We start from the raw sequence: 20,110 nt of genomic DNA, 5'->3' as shown, positions 1-20,110 counted from the left end.
CCCTGCCATACATTGATGATGGGAGGGATGTCCATGAAGAGAACGTTCAGGATCAAAACCGGATTTATGGTGGCGTCGTTCATGACTCTATTGTTCTGGACGAACTTATCATACAGCGTATCAGCAGACAGTACAGGTGCGAACGGAAATACAGATCAGCAAGTATCAGCCAAAAATTCAATTGAGCAATTAAATGAAGAAGCGGCCCTGCTGTATCGACATGCCTTGGAGAATGATATCGAAGAGGTTAGAGGCAGTATTTTGCGAATCAGTAAAGGTTTGGAACATATATCTTTTGAGGGTCAGACGACAGTAGAAGGCATTCATGCCCTATCCGAGACCATTGTTGAAGTGAAAGAAGCTGCGGTCAGGGTAAAAAGTGATGATGCTTCTCTCCAGCAGGCCTCTGCCAAACTTCGACTTGCAGCGGACAGTCTCGCCAACCCGGCCAAACCTTTATGGCTCCAGTATTATAAAATCGTAAAAAATGATATTGATGCGCTGTCAACCGCGGCAGATCAGCAGCTAAGTTCAGCGATAATCGCAAGCCGCTACGCCTTGCTGGAGGAGCATTACGAGACCATCCGGCCTGCGGCGATGATCCGCCGTGAACCTTACGAGATCGCCCAGCTGGACGCCTGGTTATCTCACACCAAGGGTCTGACTGAGGCCAAGCAGACTGACACAGCACAATTGAAGAGTATGGTAGCCCATGGTGAAGAGCTGGTGAATCAGTTATTTGGTCGTGAAAAGGACGAAAGTGCCTTCGTACCGTTTGTTCAGGGTCCCAATCGCAGGGCAGCCGGGTTGCTGATTACTTCCATAATCATAGCAGCGCTAAGTTATGCGGGGTACCGAAAATATCGGGCGCAGCAGCAAGGCATTTTTCCGTTTCGGCGTTAAGCCATTACTGCCATTAGAATATGACAAAGACCTCTATCTGCAAGGAAGGCCAGCCCGTGGCTCTTCTCTTGGGGAGAGAGGTTTTCTTTTGTACAAATATAAGTTAGCTTTCCTTGAACCCTTCTCCATGTACATCATGGACATCGCTAATAATAACAAAAGCTCTTGGGTCAATCGAACGCACAATCGTTTGCAAACGTCGGAATTCCTGTCTGGAAATGACACAGTAAGCAACATGCTTGGCTTGTTTCGAATACGCACCAATGGCGGGAATGAGCGTGACACCGCGGTCCATATCACGGGTAATCAGATCTGCAATCTCGGGTGCATGGTCACTAATAATCATAAATGCGCGAGCCGAGTAGGCTCCTTCCTGGATAAAGTCGATCACTTTAGAGGCGATAAACACAGCTACAAGGGTATACAGTATTTTTTCTTTGGGAATGTAGACGAGGGAGATACCGATAATGATGAAATCGATACCTAATAGTACACGTCCCATACTCCAGCCATATTTTCGATTAAGAATGCGGGCAATGATGTCAGAGCCACCGGTCGTTCCGCCCCAGCGGAATACGATACCAAGGCCTGCCCCCAAGGTAACTCCAGCGTAAAGCGCCGCAAGTAAAAGGTCATTCTGGGTATGCAGCGGTTCAATCCAGCCAAGATGAATCATTTTTTCGAATAACCACAGAAACACCGTAAGCGCTCCTATACCCACGCCTGTATAGATCATCTGTCTGCCGCCCAAAATCTTGAGTCCCACCAGAAAGAGGGGAATATTAACAACCAAGGTGGTAAGCGAAGGTGAGATATTAAACGCATAATTCAGCAGGACTGTAATCCCGGTTACGCCGCCTTCCATGAGCTGGTTGGGGATGATGAAGTACAGAAGTCCAAAGGCATATAATGCTGTACCCAATAGGATGGGGAGAATCAATTTGAATTGAACCCAGGTTTTGGAAGTGCTCATAAGTTCCCTCTCCGTTTTACAAATTAGAATGAGAAAGCAATCATTCCCATCTTAGTATACCTGTTTATCGATTCTTTAAAAATGATTTGTCGTTTATGATGGTGGAAGTGAATCTAAATAACTGATATATTAGGAACAAATACGACACAATTTCAAAAGGAGAATCCGTTCTCATGGAGAAAAGCATTGCAGAAATGCAGCGTGAGGTTGATCTGTATATTTCTCAGTTCAAAGAAGGATACTTCAGCCCGCTGGCCATGCTCGCCCGTATGTCTGAAGAGGTGGGAGAGCTTGCAAGGGAAGTGAATCACGAATTTGGTGAGAAGCCGAAAAAATCTTCCGAAGCAGACAATTCCATTGAGCTTGAGCTCGGGGACATATTATTTATCACGATTTGTTTTGCTAACTCTCTAGGGATCGACCTGGCTGAGGCGCACGACAAAGTCATGCATAAATTTAACACACGCGATGCAAATCGGTGGACGCCAAAAAACACCGATTAGGCGTAGATTACATATGCTGTACCATCACCTCATTGGGGAGGGACAGCTTGGATGATGACACCGGAAGAGTATATGCAGCATGCTTATCGCTGTATTTTGCAAAATGATTTTGAGCAGGCGATTCGTTGGTTTGAATCTGCTATTAATGCTCACCCGGAACATGCGGAGCTCTATTATCGTTGTTCCATTACACATGCCCGCAGTCAACACCTGGCTCCAGCGCTTGAATATGCGCGTAAGGCTGTTGAACTGTCACAGGGGATAGAGGAATATGTTTTGCATTTGCAGACCCTGGAAGCCAAACAGATAAGCCTTCAGGCCAAGGTGCTGCTGGAGCAGGCCGGAGACGGAACGCATGAACGATATGTGCAGGCGGCCGATCTGCTGAAACAGGCGGTTAAACTTGATCCGTTATATGTGGAAGCGCATATCATGCTTGCACTTGCTTACAGCGATCTGAATGAGTTCGATCTTGCAACCCGGTCCGTTCGTGACGCATTGTTACTGGACCCGCAGAATGAGCAACTGCATCTAATGTTACAGGAAATTAAGCAGCGTATGAAGTCCATTCAATAAGGGTCCATTTCATAACGGAATGGATATCCGTTGAAATGGATTCAACCAAACGAACCAACATAGTGAGGAGATGCAGCCAAGATGAGTGAAGTAATAAGAGTTGCCGTAATCGGAGCGGCTGGCCGGATGGGCCGTGAAGTAGTGAAACTGGTGCTTCAAGATCCTGAACTGGAGCTCGCCGCAGCGGTCAACCGCTCCGGAGTAGGCACGGATGCCGGAACACTTGTCGGTCTGCCCGAATGTGGGGTGCTTCTGACCGATGATATCGAGATGGCTTTTGCAGAGACTAAACCACAGGTTATGGTGGACTTCACAGTCCCTCAATACGCCTTTGCCCATACAGAGATTGCCATTCGTCACGGTGTAAGACCTGTTATGGGTGTTACCGGCTTTACGCCGGAGCAGATTGAACAGCTGGACAAGCAGTGTCAGGACAAAGGCATTGGAGGGCTAATCGCCCCGAATTTCTCGATCGGTGCTATTCTGATGATGAGATTTGCCGCACAAGCTGCCAAACATATGCCGAATGTGGAGATCATCGAATATCACGGCGATCAGAAGCTGGATGCTCCTTCAGGTACAGCAATCAAAACAGCCGAGCTAATTGCAGCAAACCGTGAGGAACTTCGTCAGGGCAATCCGAATGAAGAAGAGACGATCGAAGGATCGCGTGGCGGATATTATAATGGATTCCGAATTCATAGTGTACGGTTGCCGGGGGTATTCGCCCAGCAGGAAGTGGTATTTGGAGACTTTGGCCAATCTCTCAAAATTCGTCATGACTCTTATGAACGGGCAGGTTATATGCCTGGTGTTAAGATTGGTGTACAGAAGGTTATGGAATATACAGGACTCATCTACGGATTTGATCACTTTATCGACTAAAAGAGGTAGTTCAAAAAGTCAACTTTTGATCACGAGGTCACTCGAGAAGCGGATACGACATCGAATCTTGAATTCAGCCGGGCCTTCCGTTGCTCACGTAGGTTCGCAAGCACATGCTTCCGAAGCCGTTTTCTCCGAAAACGTGTAGCTCCGCTACTCAGTCCCTAGCTTTATCCAACCTTCTTGGTGCTGAAAACCTGACTTTTTGAACACACACTAAAAGGAGATTGTCATGTTGAAAATCGCATTTATTGCCCATGATCGCAAAAAAGAAGAGATGGTTAACTTCGTGACAGCCTACGAAAATGTATTTACAGACCATCAACTCTACTCGACAGGTACAACAGGTCTTCGTATTATGGAAGGCACCTCATTACAGATCCATCGGTTTGAATCCGGTCCACTGGGCGGGGATCAACAGATCGGAGCTTTGGTTGCGCAAAATGAGATGGATTTGATTATTTTTCTGCGTGATCCATTAATGGCACAGCCGCATGAACCAGATATTAACGCTTTGCTGCGTTTGTGCGATGTACAGGGAATACCGCTTGCTACCAATATTGCAACGGCAGAGATTCTCGTTAAAGCGCTCGATCGCGGTGATTTTGGCTGGAGAGAGCTTGTACATAAATACAAGCCTGAGGGTGGATTGAATTCGGGTGATGCTCAATGAGTTTGGACATTCTCATATTTGGTGCACACGCGGATGATGCAGAGATTGGAATGGCAGGAACGATTGCCAAACATACTGCAGCGGGACTGAAAGTAGGCGTGTGTGATCTGACCCGGGCAGAGATGTCCTCCAACGGGACAGTAGAGCGCAGAGCCGAGGAAGCGGAGCAAGCCTCCCGCGTCCTCGGTCTTTCGTGTCGAAGCAATCTCGGTTTGCCTGATCGGGGACTGTATATGACTCCTGAACACATCGAAGCTGTGACTGCCGAGATACGGCGTCATGCCCCTCGAATCGTGTTTGCGCCTTATTGGGAGGATCGTCACCCGGATCATGTGATGTGCAGCAAGCTGGTGCAGGAGGCTGTCTTTAATGCCAAGCTTAGAAACTATAAGCCGGACATGCCCGCAGTTCAGGTGAAAGAATTGTATTTTTACTTCATTAACGATATCGGACCAACGGATTTGATTGTGGATATTACGGAACACTATGAGCAGAAGGAAAATTCATTGCTCAGTTATCGTTCCCAGTTCGAATTGGGAGAAGGCGCAGTTGCCACTCCATTGACTCAAGGATATATTGAACGTGTAAAAGCCCGGGATTCTTTGCTCGGACAGCGTAGCCTTATTCCATTTGCAGAAGGATTCGCTAGTATTACACCATATGTAGTTCATCAATTTGGCCAAGCTGCCAAGTCATAAAACGATTGAACTTTCTCGTATAAATCATTTATCAATTGCAATTCCGTTGCATTACATCAACCTGCACACGCGGGAGATTAAAGGAGCGTCCACCGGATGGATCAAAAGCTAAAAATTGGTATAACCTGTTATCCGTCCCTCGGAGGGTCTGGCGTTGTCGCAACGGAGCTGGGCAAATTGCTTGCCGAACAGGGTCACCAGGTTCATTTTATTGCCAATAGTATTCCGTTTAGACTGGGTAAATTTCAGAAAAATATTTTCTATCATGAAGTTGAGGTCAACGATTATTACGTCTTCCGTTATCCACCGTATGACCTGTCATTGGCCACGAAAATGGCGCAAGTAGCCAAAGCACAGCAACTGGATCTGCTGCACGTACATTATGCAGTGCCACATGCGGTGTGTGCCTTTTTGGCTAAACAAATGGTGGGTGAGGATTTAAAGGTGGTCACAACGTTACACGGAACAGATATTACCGTACTGGCGCAGGATGAGTCGTTGAAGGATTTGATTCGACTTGCCATCAACGAGAGTGATGCGGTTACGGCCGTTTCCCAGGATTTGATTCGTGAAACGGTTGAATTGCTGGATATAAGACGTCCAATTGATCTGACCTATAACTTTATTGATAAACGAATTTATTATCCGCGTGACGCCGCAAGTCTGCGTAGAGACTTCGCAGCACCTCACGAAAAAATACTGATGCATATCTCCAACTTCCGTCCTGTGAAGAGAACACAGGATGTTGTAGAGGTGTTCCGCCAAGTACAGGAGCAAGTACCTGCCAAACTGTTATTTGTTGGAGAAGGACCGGATTTGCCGAAGATTCAATGGAAGATTAATGAGCTTGGACTGAATGACAAAGTTCATTTCCTGGGTAAGCAGGATGATATTGCTCAAGTCATTTCGATGGCTGATGTGCTTATGCTGCCGTCCGAGAAGGAAAGCTTTGGTCTGGTGGCACTCGAAGCCATGGCTTGTGGCGTACCTACCATTGGTTCACTAGCAGGAGGTATCCCTGAGCTGGTATTGCACGGCAAGACCGGATTTTTGTCTCCAATCGGCGACACGCAATCGATGGCGGAGAACACGATTCGTTTGTTGACAGACGATCGTTTGACTGCGGACTTCAGAGAAGCGTGCTTGAGACGGGCACACCATGATTTCTGTAATGATGCCATTCGGCACGAATATGAACAAATATACTACCGGGTACTGGGACGTGAAGTTCCAAATCTGAAGCCGGTTTGTGGCTGATCGTCAGATAGGATAGTTCCATCTTGGAAATAGTTCTGTGTAAGCCACACCAAGCAACACGTAGTTATGGGGTGAGAGTAAGTGGTTGAATGGACACAGGTAGACCATGAAATGGCAAGACAAAGTGAACAGGTGCTGCGGACATTAAATGAAAAAGGGTACGAGGCCTACTGGGTCGGTGGTTGTGTACGTGATGAACTGCTGGAACGTAGCGTGGATGATATGGATATCACCACGTCCGCTTCCCCTGAGCAAGTCATGGAACTGTTCGCCGATTGCATTCCTACAGGCCTCCAGCATGGAACGGTTACTGTTCGTTCAGGAGGTTTTTACTTTGAAGTTACGACCTTCCGCACCGAATCTGAATATAAGGATAATCGAAGACCCGCTGCCGTTCAATTTGTGCAGGATGTCAAAGAAGATTTGCAGCGGCGTGACTTCACAATGAATGCTCTCGCTATGGATCGAGACGGAAATATCGTTGATCCTTTCGGGGGACAATCGGATATTCAGGATGGGCGGGTCAGATGTGTGGGATCGGCAGCAGAACGCTTTGGTGAAGATGCGCTGCGGATGCTTCGCTGTGTTCGTTTTGCTTCGGTATTTGATTTCAAAATTGCCTACAACACCTGGAAGGGGCTTGTTCATCAAAAGGATCTGCTCCAACATATCGCCATGGAAAGAGTACGTACCGAAATGGTGAAAATGATGGCAGGCCCCCATCCGCTGCGCGGTCTGGAATTGCTGTTTCGCAGCCAGGCGCTGGAGCATGTGAAAGCACCGATCCATATGGAACGATTCAATAAAGCCCTCATGTGCAATATGGAACAATTGATGGAAGAGAACGTTTTATTGCGCTGGTCCATGATACTGATTGCAGGTCGTTATACCCGAGATGAAGCAGATGCTTTGCTTCGAAAATGGACGTTTTCTAATGACGATCGTTCCCGCATTAGTGGAGTTCTCCAGGTCGAACAGTTAATTCAGACTGTCGTACAGGAGCTGAGGGATGAAGAGACACTACGATCAGAATGGATCGTGACTGTGCTAGCTTGCGGACGTCAGGCAACAGAGGACTGGCTCATCGTTCAACGACTGTTTCCAGCAGGTTGGCGAGATCAAGAGGTTCTGCACGAAGAACAGATCGACATAATACAATCCCGAGGTGCTGCATGGAGTCAATCTATGAAAGTGCATGAACTGAAAGATCTGCAAATTACAGGTGAGAACGTTCTGCAGCTGCTTGGACGTAAGGGTGGACCATGGCTGGGACAATTGATGAAACATCTCTTAAGAGAGACTGCGATCGGAAATATAGCGAATCAGCATGACATGCTGACCAACGAAGTAAAGCGGGTGGCTGCAGATGACAAAGCATGAGGAACTGTTACATATGTTACTGAATGCCGAAGGGGAGTTTGTGTCTGGTGAGGAGATCAGTCGCAACCTTTCCATTAGCCGTACGGCCGTGTGGAAGCACGTAAACAAACTGCGCGATATGGGTTATGAGTTTGAAGCAGTATCTCGCAAAGGGTATCGCTTGGTGACGAAACCGGACAGTATCGATGCTACAGCGCTTCAGCTGGCTCTGGAAACGACGGTGTTTGGTCGGAAGGCGATCATTCTGAATTCCACGTTGTCTACCCAAGGTGATGTTCAGCACATGGCTGAGCAGGGGCAGGGCGAAGGGGCAGTGGTTCTGGCAGAAGAACAGACGGGTGGACGAGGTCGCTTTGGACGTAAATGGTACTCCCCACCTGGACGAGGCATCTGGATGAGTGTTCTAATGCGTCCGGAGCTTGCACTGCAAAATACACCACAGCTTACGTTATTAACGGGTGTGGCGGTGTGTCGTGCCATTCGGTCATATACAGGTGCTGATGCCGGGATTAAATGGCCTAATGATCTTTTTATTGATGGTCGCAAGGTATGCGGGATTCTGCTTGAATCAACTGTTGAAGACCACGAATTACGCTACTGTATCGCAGGCATAGGCGTAGATGTGAACTTTGATCCTAAGGATTATCCTGAGGATCTGAGTTCAATCGCAACTTCACTTAAGATGGAAACGGGACAAACCGTAGACCGAACCAAACTTGCAGCGGCCATTCTCTCAGAATTGGAGCGTTTGTATTTTTTGTATCAAAAGGAAGGGTTCGATGTGATCTCTTCGCTCTGGGAAGCTTTGTCCGTATCCATGAATCGTGAAATTAAGGTGGCTAATCCACAGGGGATCATCGAAGGTACAGCCATAGGCCTTGATTCTTCTGGCGCATTGATTTTGGAGAAGAAAAACGGTGAGCGTGTATCGGTTTACTCCGGTGAAGTTTCATTGGTAAATTAAACAATTTGTCGAATTTACACCGTTAAAATGAACATAAGACGTGAACTTTGGGCAGAACTTTGGTATACTGTGTTCGTGAGGCGATATCGGCTAATGCAGACCGAATTGCACTCCGGCAGTAGTATGCTTTGTTCTGCTTCAAAATGTTGCAGTGACAAGGCAGCAATGGTAATAAAGTGAGTTGTTGGATTCTGCTCTGAGCCGAAGAGGACCGAGACAGAAGGGACGATCGCAAGTGACTCTTTTTTGACTTTTCGGGACTTTTTAGTGGAAACTAAAAGGTTTTTTTGTTGTTTTTAAATTGAAAAGATGAGAGGAGCCATGACGAAAATGGCAAACAAATCAGCGTTGAATATTGTGAAAATGAAAAAATATAAGCAGGACGGCGTGCCGCTTAGCATGATTACAGCTTACGATTATCCGACAGCCCAATTGGCTGAGGAAGCGGGTATCGATCTGATTCTGGTTGGTGATTCACTGGGAAACGTGGTATTGGGTTATAACTCCACCTTGCCTGTTACGATCGACGATATGGTGTACCATACACGCTCTGTGGTACGTGGTGCGGGAAATACGTTTATCGTTGCTGACATGCCCTTCATGACGTATCATGGCAGCCTGGATGAGACGCTCAAAGGTGTTCGTCGCCTGATGCAGGAGGGGCATGCACAAGCAGTCAAGATGGAGGGCGGTCTCGAAATCGCGGATACGGTAAAAGCGGTTGTGCAAGCCGGTGTACCTGTACTTGGACATATCGGACTTACACCACAGTCCGTGAATCAAATTGGCGGTTATCGTATTCAGGGCAAGGATGCTGCAGATGCCAAACGGCTGATGGACGAAGCCAAGGCGCTTGAAGCAGCCGGAGCTTTCGGCATTGTACTAGAGCTGGTTACGGAAGAAGTGGCTAGAGCAATCTCGGAAGAACTGTCTATTCCTACGATTGGTATTGGGGCAGGTAGAGGGTGTGATGGTCAGGTACTGGTATTCCATGATGTGGTTCAGTATGCTTCCCCATACACCCCAAAACGCTTTGTCAAATCGTATGGAGACGTAGGTACATTAATTCGTAATAGCATTGAGTCCTATGTGAAAGAAGTCAAAGATCGCTCATTCCCGGCAGAAGAGCATATATTTACCGCCGCTGACGGCGTTCTGGATCAACTGTATGGACATCGCAAAGAAAAGGTGGAGACGAACGCATGAAAGTGATACGGACAATCGCAGAATTAAGACAAGAACTGAGCTTGAAACGTCAGTCGATTCAGTCCAGAGAGTCCGTTGTAGGACTTGTGCCTACGATGGGATTTCTTCATGATGGCCATGCAAGCTTGATGCAAGCGGCCAAACAACAGAGTGATATCGTGGTTTTGAGCATATTCGTAAATCCCATTCAATTTGGTCCGAATGAAGACTTTGACAGTTACCCTAGGGATGAAGCCAGAGATGTGGAAACAGCACGAGCAAAAGGGGTGGATATCGTATTTATTCCCTCTGTTGAAGAGATGTATCCACAGCCTACACAAACGACCGTATCGGTTTCCCGTTTAACAGATCGCTTGTGCGGTGCTTCTCGTCCAGGGCATTTTGACGGAGTGACTACGGTCGTGTCGAAGCTGTTTAACATTGTACAACCGCAGCGTGCATTTTTTGGCATGAAGGACGCACAGCAGGTAGCTGTGATCCAGCAGATGGTTAACGATTTGAACATGGCAGTTGAGATTGTACCTTGTCCTATCGTTCGTGAAAGTGATGGATTGGCGCTTAGTTCGCGCAACGTGTACCTCAGTACAGAACAGCGTCAGGAAGCTCTCGTTCTGTCCAAGGCGTTACGTGAGGCACAGGAAGCTGTAGATGCGGGGACGGCGTTGACGGCAGCGGATATCCGCGGCATATTGCGTCAGAACATTGAACGTTCACCAATGGCTGTGATTGATTATGCTGAAATTCAGGCTTTTCCAAGTCTGGAGCCACTTGCGGATCAGGAAAAAGTTCATGGTCGTGACGATTTGTTGATCGCACTTGCAGTAAAATTCGGCAAAACAAGATTGATTGACAATATAAGGCTGCAAAAATCGGAGGTACTGTCCCATGTTTAGAACACTAATGAAATCCAAAATTCACCGGGCAACCGTTACGGAAGCAAACCTCAACTATGTGGGTAGCATTACCATTGATGAAGATCTAATGGAAACTTCCGATCTGATGGAAAATGAGAAAGTGCAAATTGTGAATAACAACAATGGCGCACGTTTGGAAACCTATGTCATTCCAGGTCCACGGGGAAGTGGAGTAATCTGCTTGAATGGAGCAGCGGCCCGTCTGGTACAGCCTGGGGATACCGTCATTATCATTTCCTATGCGATGATGTCTCAAGAAGAGGCAAATAATCACAAGCCTACCGTTGTATTTGTGGATGGACAGAATAAACCTGTGCAAACGATGAAGCAAGAAGTTCATGCGACGATTATGTAATCGACTGGTAAGGGGAATGAAATCGCCCCATTCTACAAAAAATGAGTACAGGTCACTGCACTAATCCATTTTTTCAAGGGTGGGGATGCATCGATGTTCCAGCATGTTTTCGCAGAAATGAACGACATGTTAGATGAAATTATCAAGCGCTACCCTTCTGCTGAAGGCCTAAACAAACAGGAATTGCTGCAAAAGTGGAATTTTCTGAAGCGGATGAGTGACGGGATGATTGATGAGTGGCTGATGTTTGAAGAAAAAATGAGCCAGGTAAGGGAAAGGGAGCTGGATAAGCCCGCTACCCTCGAACCTGAACAGGAAGCTGTTACCGCTCTGCCGGAACTGCATCTGGAGTGTTTCAGTCGCGGTCAGGGATATTTCAAACTGCAAATGTACCCGCAGGCGATTATGCAATTTTCCAGGGTTGTGACCGACTATCCAGAAAGTGCATTAACTCGTTTTTACCTGGCTCTTGCTCATCTTAACCTGGAACAAACCGAGGAAGCAGGAATACACTTGCAGCGGATCATGCATCTGAATGGTTCGCCGAGATTGAAGGGGCTGGTGTGTAACGTCCTGGGCTGTATCGAGGCCAAGCTTGCGAACCCTGAAGGTGCATGTTCACTATTTGCTCAGGCGCTTCAGTATGACCCCACGTTGACCGAACCGCTGTATAACATGGAAGCCTGTCGTTTAAACAGCGGAAAATTGCAATATGCAAATCAGCTGACTGCCTTAAATTAAAGGCTATTCGGCGGCAAAAAGACGGTGTTCCCTCCTCTGGCATAGCGGCGGGGACACCGCCTTTTTTGTCAGTTAATTTTCAAATGCCCTTTTTTTTGCTATGCTGTAACATAGACTGGAATGGAAGGGACCGTACATTGCAATGAAATTTGCCGTATTGGATTTCGAAACAACCGGCACGCAGTCCGACGGTGAGATAATACAGGCCGGACTTGCCATCATAGATCATGACTACAGCATAACTCAAATATATAGTTCTTATGTGAACCCAGGTGTACCGATTCCCCCGTTTATTACGGGGTTAACCGGTATTACCGATGAAGATGTGGCGGATGCTCCCTCATTGGAAGAGATGATGATGGAGATGGTTCCGCTGCTTGACGATGTGGTTCTTGTTGGACACAATGTTGCTTTTGATTTTCATTTTCTTCAAAATGCACTTGATCGATGCGGTTATTTGCCATTTACCGGACGGATTCTGGATACGATTGATTTCCTGAAGATTTCGTTCCCGTCACTGGGCTCTTACCAACTCGGTTATGTGTCTTCAGAATTCGGATTTCAGCATGACCGCCCTCATCAGGCAGACAGTGATGCACTTGCCACAGCTTTTGTACTACTGAAGTGTCTCGATGAGCTGCGTGCATTGCCTCTGATCACGATTCAGCGCCTCAGTGACCTGTTTGCACCGGAAGACAGTGACTTGGGCTGGTTCTTCGACGGAATGCGTACTGAGAAGGAAGCAGAGCCGATTCAGGATCTGGATGGTCATACGTATTACCGCCAGCTTGCCTTGAACGTGAGTGACTGGACCGATATAGGCTCACCACGCGATGAGCGAGAAGGTAATCCGCTGGAAGGCGTAAGTTTTGAGCAGTTTATGGATCAGGTTAGAGATAACCTGAAGGAGACGCTGGACCATTATGAGGAGCGTGAGGCGCAAACTCAGATGTTCAGCAGTGTACGACAAGCTTTGGATGAAGAGAAACATCTCTTGATCGAAGCTGGGACAGGTACGGGCAAATCACTTGGTTATTTGCTGCCTGCCATCTATGAAAGTGTGAAACAGGAACAGAAAGTCATGGTCAGCACACATACCATCAACCTGCAGGAGCAATTGAGAGAGCGGGATATTCCTATGCTGACCCAAGTGGTTCCGTTCCCGTTCAAGGCAGCAGTGTTCAAAGGACGTGGGCACTATCTGTGTCTGCGTAAGTTTGAGCATAAAATCAATAAACGTGAATTTGCTACACCGAAAGAGGATTATTTTACAGCGGCTCAGATGATTGTCTGGCTTACCCAGACGGAGACTGGAGATGACGAGGAACTGAATCTAAGCGGGCGCGGAGGAGACTTCTGGGAGACGGTACAGAGCGAGTCTGAATCCTGTCTTGGACGTTCCTGTCCTTGGTTCCGCAAATGTTTCTATCATCGTGCCAAACATGAAGCCGGGCTGTCCGATATCGTTATTACGAATCACTCGAAATTATTTACGGATGTCAAAGCAGCACATCAGCTGCTGCCGGCCTACGAAAGTCTCGTCATCGATGAAGCACATCATCTGGAGGACGTAGCAGGTAAACACCTTGGTCTTCATATGAAATACTTTACGTTGGTTCATACACTGACCCGACTGTTTAAAGATAGCCGTAATGGCCAACTGCCGATGCTTCGTTCTCAATTGTCGGGACATGAAAATTCGGTACAGTGGGGCTCCATGATTGATCAGATGTTCCCGCTTGCTGTAGAAGTCAAGGAGATGTGGGATCGACTAAGCGATACCTTGTTCGGCCTGCTGCCTGAACGCAGCGATGCCTCTCCAGGGGAGACAGGACAATTTTCTCTTAGACTGAAGCCTTCGCAAAAACCAGCCAAATGGCAGGAATTGCAGGATGCTGAAAACCAAATTTATGTCACTCTAGGCGATTTGATTCGTAAAGGCGACAAGCTGCTGCTTGAAGTGAAAGAAGATCAGGACGATTATCAGTCCGATAGTCTGATTACGGATATCTCAGGTCTGCTGAAGGATTTGGCAACGATCAAGGATAACCTGCGTTTCTTCATGCGGATGGATGATGCCAACACCGTGTACTGGATGGAGGCCAGCGGCCAGTTCCGCAGCAAATCACTGCAGCTCTATGCTGTTCCTGTCGATGTCAGTGCCCAATTGAAGGATATGTTCTTTGATAAAAAGAAAAGCGTTGTGCTTACATCGGCTACGCTCTCCGTTGACAAGTCATTTCAATTCATGATCGAACAGTTGGGCTTGCAGGAAGCTGCCGAAAATAACCGTCTGTTGACGTCCATGCTGCCGTCACCGTTCAATTATCGCGATCAGGCTCTGCTCGTCATTCCGCGTGATTTCCCAAGCGTGAAGGGCAGTGTAGGCGATGCCCACTTTGTGGATATGCTCGTACACTCGCTCGCGGAAACGGCTATTGCGACTCGTGGACGCATGATGGTGTTGTTCACCTCCTACCGCATGCTGCGCCAGGTCTATGACCCGCTCAAAGAGGCTTTGTCAGGCAATGAAATATCTTTGCTGGGGCAAGGGGTGGACAGCGGCAGCCGTTCCAAGCTTACACGCCGCTTCCAAGATGCGAAAGCAACGGTGCTTCTTGGCACAAGCAGCTTCTGGGAAGGGGTGGACATTCCAGGAGAGGCTCTGACCTGTCTTGCGATTGTCAGACTGCCATTCCAGCCACCGAATCATCCATTGGTCGAAGCGAAGAGCGAGCTTTTGCAGCAGCAGAAGAAAAACCCGTTTATGAAGCTGTCCGTACCACAAGCTGTCATCCGCTTCAAACAGGGATTTGGCAGACTGGTTCGTACAGGCAAAGACAGAGGCATTGTAATTGTATACGATACACGCGTTATTGAAGCGTATTATGGCAAGTACTTTTTATACTCATTACCTGGTCCCAAAATGGAGCACATGCTCACTGAGCAGATGGTTCCACGCATTTCGGAATGGCTCGAGAGACCCACTGAAGAGCAACAATAACAGATACGCTTTGTAGCTTCCATTATTGCATGACGCCACTGATTGGCTGTAAAATTGAGTAATATCATGTATTCGTTTCATGGATATGCGAGTAAGGCGAATAAAGCAATTATCCATTATATAACAAGGAGCATCCTGTTTAATTCAGAAATCATGTTGCATCGTTTTAGACAGGGTGCTCATCTTTTCATCTATCTATCGTGGCTTTGGTAAGGGGGAGCAATTGAATGAAATCAGATAAAATTTCGGAAGCCGTGGTGCGCAGATTGCCTGTTTACTTGCGTTATTTGAATGAACTGCATCAGCGCGAAGTCAATACGGTTTCTTCACAAGAACTTGGACTGAGGTTGGATTTGAATCCGGCCCAGATTCGTAAAGACTTGGCTTACTTCGGTGACTTTGGTCGTAAAGGAATCGGGTATGACGTTTCATATCTCATCGAGAAAATTCGCCATATTTTAAAAATAGACCAGCAGATCAATGTGGCTCTTGTCGGAGCTGGTAATTTGGGACATGCCTTGTCCAATTACAATGCTTACCTCAAAGACAACATGAAGATTGTCGCTGTATTTGATGCCTATGGTCCGAAGATTGGGAGTCAAATCAACAGTTTGACGGTGCAGCCGATGAATGAATTAACGGATTCGGTCAAAAAGGATAACATACGCATCGGTATCATCACGGTTCCGGATACGGAAGCCCAAAATGTTGCGGATCAGCTGATTGAGTCAGGAATTGAAGCAATTCTTAACTTTGCGCCAACCATCCTGAAGACCCCGCCGCATATTCGCATTCACCATGCCGATTTTACGACGGATTTGCTTAGTCTGGCTTATTACTTGGAGAATGGAAAGGACGACGAGGAAGATGACGACAAATAGATGGGTAATTCACAACGGCAAATTTGCCGTGAGTGAAGGCGCGAATTGGAACGTGGTTCAAGGCTTTATGGTTGTAGAGAATGACAAGATTGTGCATATTGGTGAGACATTGCCGGAAGGAGACGAAAGTCTGACAAAGGTGGACGGAAAAGGACTGTTCTTCTTGCCGGGTCTGATCAATACGCATGGTCATGCGGCCATGTCGCTTCTGAGAGGCCATGGAGACGATCTGGCGTTACAAGTATGGTTGCAGGAGAAAATGTGGCCGATGGAAGCCAAAATGACGTCTGAAGACGTTTATTGGGGTACATCCCTATCCGTGCTTGAAATGTTGAAAGGTGGAACAACAGCTTTCCTGGATATGTATGATCATATGGATCAGGTTGCGAAAGTGGTGGAACAATCCGGCGTTCGGGCTGCTCTGGCACGTGGGGTCATCGGACTTTGCTCAGAAGAAGAACAACTGCGCAAGCTGGAAGAGTCCGCCGCATTTGCTCGTCAATGGAATGGACAAGCAGACGGAAGAATTACAACCGTAATCTCTCCACACGCACCTTACACTTGCCCTCCGGATTACATAGAGAAGCTGGTACAGGTTGCTCATGACCTGAATCTGCCTTTGCATACGCATATGTCTGAAACGCTTCGCGAAGTGGAGCAGAACGTGGCTGATTACGGACTGCGTCCAGTCGCACATCTGGAGAAGCTAGGATTTTTCTCCCGTCCTTCTCTGGTTGCACACGCGGTACATCTGAATGATGAAGAGATCGAGATTCTCGCAAAGCATGATGTAGCAGTGTCCCACAATCCAGGCAGTAACCTGAAATTGGCTTCGGGTGTTGCACGTGTGCCTGATCTGTTGAAAGCTGGCGTAACCGTGTCCCTGGGAACAGACGGACCAGCAAGTAACAACAATCTTGACATGTTTGAAGAAATGAGACTGGCTGCCTTGATTCACAAAGGGGTGTCCGGTGACCCTACTGCAGTGCCGGCAGGGGAAGCACTTCTGCTTGGAACTTCATATGGGGCCAAATCTATATTCCTGAACAATACAGGCGCTCTGCAAGTTGGCATGAAGGCTGACTTCATCGCGTTGAACATCGAGCAGGCCCATTTCTATCCGCATACGGACCTGATTTCCCATACGGTCTACTCGGCTTCAGCCAAAGATGTGGAGCATGTGTGGGTGGATGGTAATCAGGTGGTTAAACATGGCGAATGTCTTACGATGGATGAAGAGCGCATTCTGCGTGAGTCTCAACTGGCATTTGACAGTTTGCTGGCCCGTTAATTACAAGGACAGCAGCGTCATAGGGAAAGGAAGTTCGGCTTTTGAAGAAAAAAAAGAAGTGGATATGGATTTCGCTGCTGCTCCTGGTTCTGATTCTGTTTGGACTTCAGCGTTATTATGTCTATGTTACCCAGGATCAGCGCAAGGAAGAGGCGTTGGCCATACAGGCGGCTCAGAAACAGCTGGGGATTACGTCCCACGAAGAGTTGCGTAAGTATGTCTGGGGGCAGAAAGACGGCGGAGACAACATATACTGGACCCTGATCGGCAAAAATAAGGATAACCAGGATGTCATGGTGTGGATCAAGTTTGATGAGAATAACAAACCGGTGTCGGGAGCCAATGCGGTGCACAGTGAACTGTTGAAGAATGGCATGTCTGAAGCTCAGATACGAAATCGGTTCAGCTCTGAAGTTCCCGGTGGAGAGATCAAACGAATCATGCCAGGCGTTGTCAATGGAATCTATGTATGGCAAGTGTATTATAACGATGATACTCACAACTATTATCGGTTTTACCGTTTCAGTAACGGGGAACAGGTGGACCTGGTCTATACGATCCCGAACAGCTAGAATTGGCAGACCTGCTATGGTCTGAAAAGAATAGATTAAAGAACCGGCAGACGGAAACCCGACTGACCGGTTTTTTGACGTACTTTGTTGATCATTTTGGATTTGAATAGTTAAAATTCATATTTTCGCCTTAGATATTGTATATACGATGTGATATACTCAAATATGTATTCAAGGATACATCATACACAAATAAATCCTGTTAGGCACATCACAGGACATTATGTACACATATTCATATTCTTGCCTATAAGTTATAGGATGGGCCAAAATTTAGGAGGGGTAACTCACTTGAAGATAAAAGTATTGCCTATTGCTCTGACTGCCGTCATTTCAGCCGTTGTGTTGTTTGGAGGTTGGTTTGTGTATCGTCATGTGGCTGTGCAAAGCCCAATTGAAAAGATGGTTACCCAGTACGATGGAGTCAATGATGTTCAATTAACTATTAACCGCAATGATGTACAGTTGAAACTTGATCTGCAGCCGGATGTTGATCTGGGCAGATTGGTACAATATATTCACAAAGAAGGACAGACCTTGATTGGCACTCGTTCGTTGAAGCTGGATGTCGTGGATCATTCGAACGAAGCGTTAGAAAGCTGGTGGGGAAGCGCGATGTTTACCGTAGCTCAAGCGATGGAGAACAAGCAATACACCGAGATTACACCGACCTTGTCCAAAATGGCTACGAATGGAATCAAGGTAAATACAGCCATGGATGACAATAATGTATATGTCAGTCTCAGAGATGGAGATGCCAGCAAGTTTATTATTCTGCCGCGTGTGCCCGGTCAGATAGGAGTGTGGCCAAATGCCTAAATGGACGAAAGAAATTGTCATTGGATTTGTACCCGTATTGATTATCTTTATTGCTTTTATCGGTGTAAACATGATTCCCATTCTGATCGCTGCAATGCTTGTGGGTGCTCTGCTGCTCATGATGCAAATGCGTGGTGGAATTACAGTGGGCGCAGGTCAGGAACGTAAACGCAAGAAAAAAGGACCGTCCAAGCTGACTTTTGAAGAAATCGGTGGTCAGGAGAGTGCCAAGCAGGAACTGCGGGAAGCGCTCGATTTTCTCATTCGACATGAAGAAATTCAGAAGTTTGGTATTCGTCCTTTGAAAGGTATCCTGCTTACTGGGCCTCCAGGGACTGGTAAAACCTTGATGGCCAAAGCTGCTGCTCATTATACCGACTCTGTTTTTGTAGCTGCATCAGGCAGTGAGTTTGTTGAGATGTATGTTGGTGTAGGTGCTGGCAGAATACGGGATTTGTTCCGTGATGCAAGAACACGTGCCGCTAAAGAAAATAAGGAAAATGCCATTATATTTATCGATGAAATTGATGTGATTGGTGGAAAACGGGAAGGTGGACAACAGCGTGAATATGATCAGACGCTGAATCAGCTGTTGACGGAGATGGATGGCATATACTCTTCCGACACACCGCGCATACTTGTGATCGCCGCTACAAACCGAAAAGAAATGCTGGACAGCGCGTTGACACGTCCAGGTCGTTTTGACCGTCATATTCAGGTAGACTTGCCGGATAAGAAAGGCAGACAACACATACTGGAGCTGCATGCAGTCAATAAACCTCTTCTTGAAGGGGTCAGCCTTGAGAAGACAGCAGAAGAATCCTATGGTTTCTCTGGAGCACAGCTGGAAAGTGTGATGAACGAAGCCGCAATTTACGCCATGAGAGACGGGCTGCCTAACATTGAACAGCGTCATCTGTCCCTTGCAATTGATAAGGTAATGATGGGTGAGAAGACAGACCGCGAATCCAGCGTGGAAGAGAAGAAAAGAGTCGCTATCCATGAATTGGGACATGCCATCATGGCTGAACTGGTTCGTCCTGGCAGTGTGAGTCAGGTTGCACTCAGCCCTCGTGGACAGGCCCTGGGATATGTACGTCATAACCCGCAACAAGAGCAATTTCTGTACACGAAGCGCTTCCTTGAAGAGCAAATCATGATTGCCCTTGGAGGTGCAGCAGCGGAGGAAATGTATTACGGTGGACGCAGTACAGGATCACGCAATGACTTTGAGCAGGCAACGAATGTGGTACAGACGATGATGGCTTCCGGGCTCACAACGTTGGGCATTGTTAACATGGATATGGTCACTACGGAAGAATTAATGCGGGAGAACAAATTGATCCTGCAAGACCTGATGGAACAGACCAAACGATTGCTTGAAGAACAGCGGACAATTTTCGACAATTCCCTCGACACATTGCTCAGGGAAGAAGTATTGTCTGGCGATCAATTTCGTTGTCAATTTCGTGACAGCGCCCTTCTACCGGCATAATTTATTTATGTCGGTTATTT

At 47.1% G+C, this 20,110-nt stretch carries 20 protein-coding genes; 19 read left to right on the top strand and 1 reads right to left on the bottom strand.

The features are described from left to right. Positions 1-33: 33 nt before the first annotated feature. The gene (locus MKY42_RS21045) at positions 34-903 is read left to right on the top strand and encodes a sporulation protein YpjB (RefSeq protein ID WP_339844419.1); all 870 of its coding nucleotides are present in this window, start codon (positions 34-36) and stop codon (positions 901-903) included. 103 nt (positions 904-1,006) lie between these two features. Here MKY42_RS21045 and MKY42_RS21040 read toward each other — a convergent pair whose 3' ends face one another. Beyond that, on the bottom strand, positions 1,007-1,876 hold the full coding sequence (locus MKY42_RS21040; RefSeq protein ID WP_339844416.1) for a YitT family protein: 870 nt from the start codon (positions 1,874-1,876) through the stop codon (positions 1,007-1,009). Between the two features lie 173 nt (positions 1,877-2,049). On the opposite strand from MKY42_RS21040, the gene MKY42_RS21035 reads away from it, so the two are divergent. The 18 genes from MKY42_RS21035 (at position 2,050) to MKY42_RS20950 (ending at position 20,090) form a co-directional block, all read left to right on the top strand. After that, complete coding sequence (locus tag MKY42_RS21035) at positions 2,050-2,379, top strand: nucleotide pyrophosphohydrolase (RefSeq protein ID WP_024630636.1); 330 nt, start codon at positions 2,050-2,052, stop codon at positions 2,377-2,379. Positions 2,380-2,430: 51 nt separating this feature from the next. Then, entirely contained in the window at positions 2,431-2,955 is a 525-nt protein-coding gene (locus tag MKY42_RS21030; protein ID WP_090900535.1) for a tetratricopeptide repeat protein, read from the top strand. An 81-nt stretch (positions 2,956-3,036) separates the two neighbouring features. Further along, the gene (gene dapB / locus MKY42_RS21025) at positions 3,037-3,840 is read left to right on the top strand and encodes a 4-hydroxy-tetrahydrodipicolinate reductase (RefSeq protein ID WP_053780709.1); all 804 of its coding nucleotides are present in this window, start codon (positions 3,037-3,039) and stop codon (positions 3,838-3,840) included. A 232-nt stretch (positions 3,841-4,072) separates the two neighbouring features. Next, a complete protein-coding gene (mgsA, locus tag MKY42_RS21020) occupies positions 4,073-4,513 on the top strand; it encodes a methylglyoxal synthase (protein ID WP_024630633.1) in 441 nt (146 codons plus the stop codon). After that, positions 4,510-5,211: a bacillithiol biosynthesis deacetylase BshB1 gene (gene bshB1, locus MKY42_RS21015; protein ID WP_090900532.1), complete on the top strand. Its 702-nt coding sequence runs from the start codon at positions 4,510-4,512 to the stop codon at positions 5,209-5,211. The genes mgsA and bshB1 overlap by 4 nt, the downstream gene beginning before the upstream one ends. A gap of 96 nt (positions 5,212-5,307) precedes the next feature. Continuing rightward, positions 5,308-6,468: an N-acetyl-alpha-D-glucosaminyl L-malate synthase BshA gene (bshA, locus tag MKY42_RS21010; protein WP_090900527.1), complete on the top strand. Its 1,161-nt coding sequence runs from the start codon at positions 5,308-5,310 to the stop codon at positions 6,466-6,468. Positions 6,469-6,549: 81 nt separating this feature from the next. Next, complete coding sequence (locus MKY42_RS21005; protein WP_306459201.1) at positions 6,550-7,848, top strand: CCA tRNA nucleotidyltransferase; 1,299 nt, start codon at positions 6,550-6,552, stop codon at positions 7,846-7,848. Beyond that, positions 7,835-8,812: a biotin--[acetyl-CoA-carboxylase] ligase gene (locus MKY42_RS21000; protein WP_090900524.1), complete on the top strand. Its 978-nt coding sequence runs from the start codon at positions 7,835-7,837 to the stop codon at positions 8,810-8,812. The genes MKY42_RS21005 and MKY42_RS21000 overlap by 14 nt, the downstream gene beginning before the upstream one ends. Positions 8,813-9,142: 330 nt before the next feature. Further along, entirely contained in the window at positions 9,143-10,018 is an 876-nt protein-coding gene (panB, locus tag MKY42_RS20995; protein WP_090900521.1) for a 3-methyl-2-oxobutanoate hydroxymethyltransferase, read from the top strand. After that, positions 10,015-10,911, top strand: coding sequence for a pantoate--beta-alanine ligase (gene panC, locus MKY42_RS20990; protein WP_090900518.1), 897 nt, complete (start codon positions 10,015-10,017; stop codon positions 10,909-10,911). Before panB ends, panC begins: the two co-directional genes overlap by 4 nt. Continuing rightward, complete coding sequence (gene panD / locus MKY42_RS20985; protein ID WP_062327492.1) at positions 10,904-11,287, top strand: aspartate 1-decarboxylase; 384 nt, start codon at positions 10,904-10,906, stop codon at positions 11,285-11,287. The genes panC and panD overlap by 8 nt, the downstream gene beginning before the upstream one ends. Positions 11,288-11,404: 117 nt before the next feature. Continuing rightward, positions 11,405-12,028, top strand: coding sequence for a tetratricopeptide repeat protein (locus MKY42_RS20980; RefSeq protein WP_339844397.1), 624 nt, complete (start codon positions 11,405-11,407; stop codon positions 12,026-12,028). 142 nt (positions 12,029-12,170) lie between these two features. Beyond that, entirely contained in the window at positions 12,171-15,032 is a 2,862-nt protein-coding gene (dinG, locus tag MKY42_RS20975) for an ATP-dependent DNA helicase DinG (RefSeq protein WP_179264055.1), read from the top strand. Between the two features lie 227 nt (positions 15,033-15,259). Continuing rightward, the gene (locus MKY42_RS20970) at positions 15,260-15,913 is read left to right on the top strand and encodes a redox-sensing transcriptional repressor Rex (protein ID WP_053780717.1); all 654 of its coding nucleotides are present in this window, start codon (positions 15,260-15,262) and stop codon (positions 15,911-15,913) included. Continuing rightward, a complete protein-coding gene (locus MKY42_RS20965) occupies positions 15,900-17,204 on the top strand; it encodes an amidohydrolase (RefSeq protein ID WP_090900508.1) in 1,305 nt (434 codons plus the stop codon). Before MKY42_RS20970 ends, MKY42_RS20965 begins: the two co-directional genes overlap by 14 nt. A 41-nt stretch (positions 17,205-17,245) precedes the next feature. Further along, a complete protein-coding gene (locus MKY42_RS20960) occupies positions 17,246-17,776 on the top strand; it encodes a DUF5590 domain-containing protein (RefSeq protein WP_090900505.1) in 531 nt (176 codons plus the stop codon). 291 nt (positions 17,777-18,067) lie between these two features. Next, the gene (locus MKY42_RS20955) at positions 18,068-18,595 is read left to right on the top strand and encodes a hypothetical protein (RefSeq protein WP_063566800.1); all 528 of its coding nucleotides are present in this window, start codon (positions 18,068-18,070) and stop codon (positions 18,593-18,595) included. Then, positions 18,588-20,090, top strand: coding sequence for an AAA family ATPase (locus tag MKY42_RS20950; RefSeq protein ID WP_090900502.1), 1,503 nt, complete (start codon positions 18,588-18,590; stop codon positions 20,088-20,090). The genes MKY42_RS20955 and MKY42_RS20950 overlap by 8 nt, the downstream gene beginning before the upstream one ends. Positions 20,091-20,110 lie beyond the last annotated feature (20 nt).

This window comes from Paenibacillus sp. FSL W7-1088, from assembly GCF_037969855.1.
Classification (GTDB): domain Bacteria; phylum Bacillota; class Bacilli; order Paenibacillales; family Paenibacillaceae; genus Paenibacillus.
Note: the sequence above shows the minus strand (reverse complement) of the source record. Positions and strands in the feature narration are given on the sequence as shown.

Bases quoted from the DNA above. Each gene is read 5' to 3' on its own strand.
- MKY42_RS21045 (WP_339844419.1), top strand. From the start codon at position 34: ATGAAGAGAACGTTCAGGATCAAAACCGGATTTATGGTGGCGTCGTTC.
- MKY42_RS21040 (WP_339844416.1), bottom strand. From the start codon at position 1,876: ATGAGCACTTCCAAAACCTGGGTTCAATTCAAATTGATTCTCCCCATC.
- MKY42_RS21035 (WP_024630636.1), top strand. From the start codon at position 2,050: ATGGAGAAAAGCATTGCAGAAATGCAGCGTGAGGTTGATCTGTATATT.
- MKY42_RS21030 (WP_090900535.1), top strand. From the start codon at position 2,431: ATGATGACACCGGAAGAGTATATGCAGCATGCTTATCGCTGTATTTTG.
- dapB (WP_053780709.1), top strand. From the start codon at position 3,037: ATGAGTGAAGTAATAAGAGTTGCCGTAATCGGAGCGGCTGGCCGGATG.
- mgsA (WP_024630633.1), top strand. From the start codon at position 4,073: ATGTTGAAAATCGCATTTATTGCCCATGATCGCAAAAAAGAAGAGATG.
- bshB1 (WP_090900532.1), top strand. From the start codon at position 4,510: ATGAGTTTGGACATTCTCATATTTGGTGCACACGCGGATGATGCAGAG.
- bshA (WP_090900527.1), top strand. From the start codon at position 5,308: ATGGATCAAAAGCTAAAAATTGGTATAACCTGTTATCCGTCCCTCGGA.
- MKY42_RS21000 (WP_090900524.1), top strand. From the start codon at position 7,835: ATGACAAAGCATGAGGAACTGTTACATATGTTACTGAATGCCGAAGGG.
- panB (WP_090900521.1), top strand. From the start codon at position 9,143: ATGGCAAACAAATCAGCGTTGAATATTGTGAAAATGAAAAAATATAAG.
- panC (WP_090900518.1), top strand. From the start codon at position 10,015: ATGAAAGTGATACGGACAATCGCAGAATTAAGACAAGAACTGAGCTTG.
- panD (WP_062327492.1), top strand. From the start codon at position 10,904: ATGTTTAGAACACTAATGAAATCCAAAATTCACCGGGCAACCGTTACG.
- MKY42_RS20980 (WP_339844397.1), top strand. From the start codon at position 11,405: ATGAACGACATGTTAGATGAAATTATCAAGCGCTACCCTTCTGCTGAA.
- dinG (WP_179264055.1), top strand. From the start codon at position 12,171: ATGAAATTTGCCGTATTGGATTTCGAAACAACCGGCACGCAGTCCGAC.
- MKY42_RS20970 (WP_053780717.1), top strand. From the start codon at position 15,260: ATGAAATCAGATAAAATTTCGGAAGCCGTGGTGCGCAGATTGCCTGTT.
- MKY42_RS20965 (WP_090900508.1), top strand. From the start codon at position 15,900: ATGACGACAAATAGATGGGTAATTCACAACGGCAAATTTGCCGTGAGT.
- MKY42_RS20950 (WP_090900502.1), top strand. From the start codon at position 18,588: ATGCCTAAATGGACGAAAGAAATTGTCATTGGATTTGTACCCGTATTG.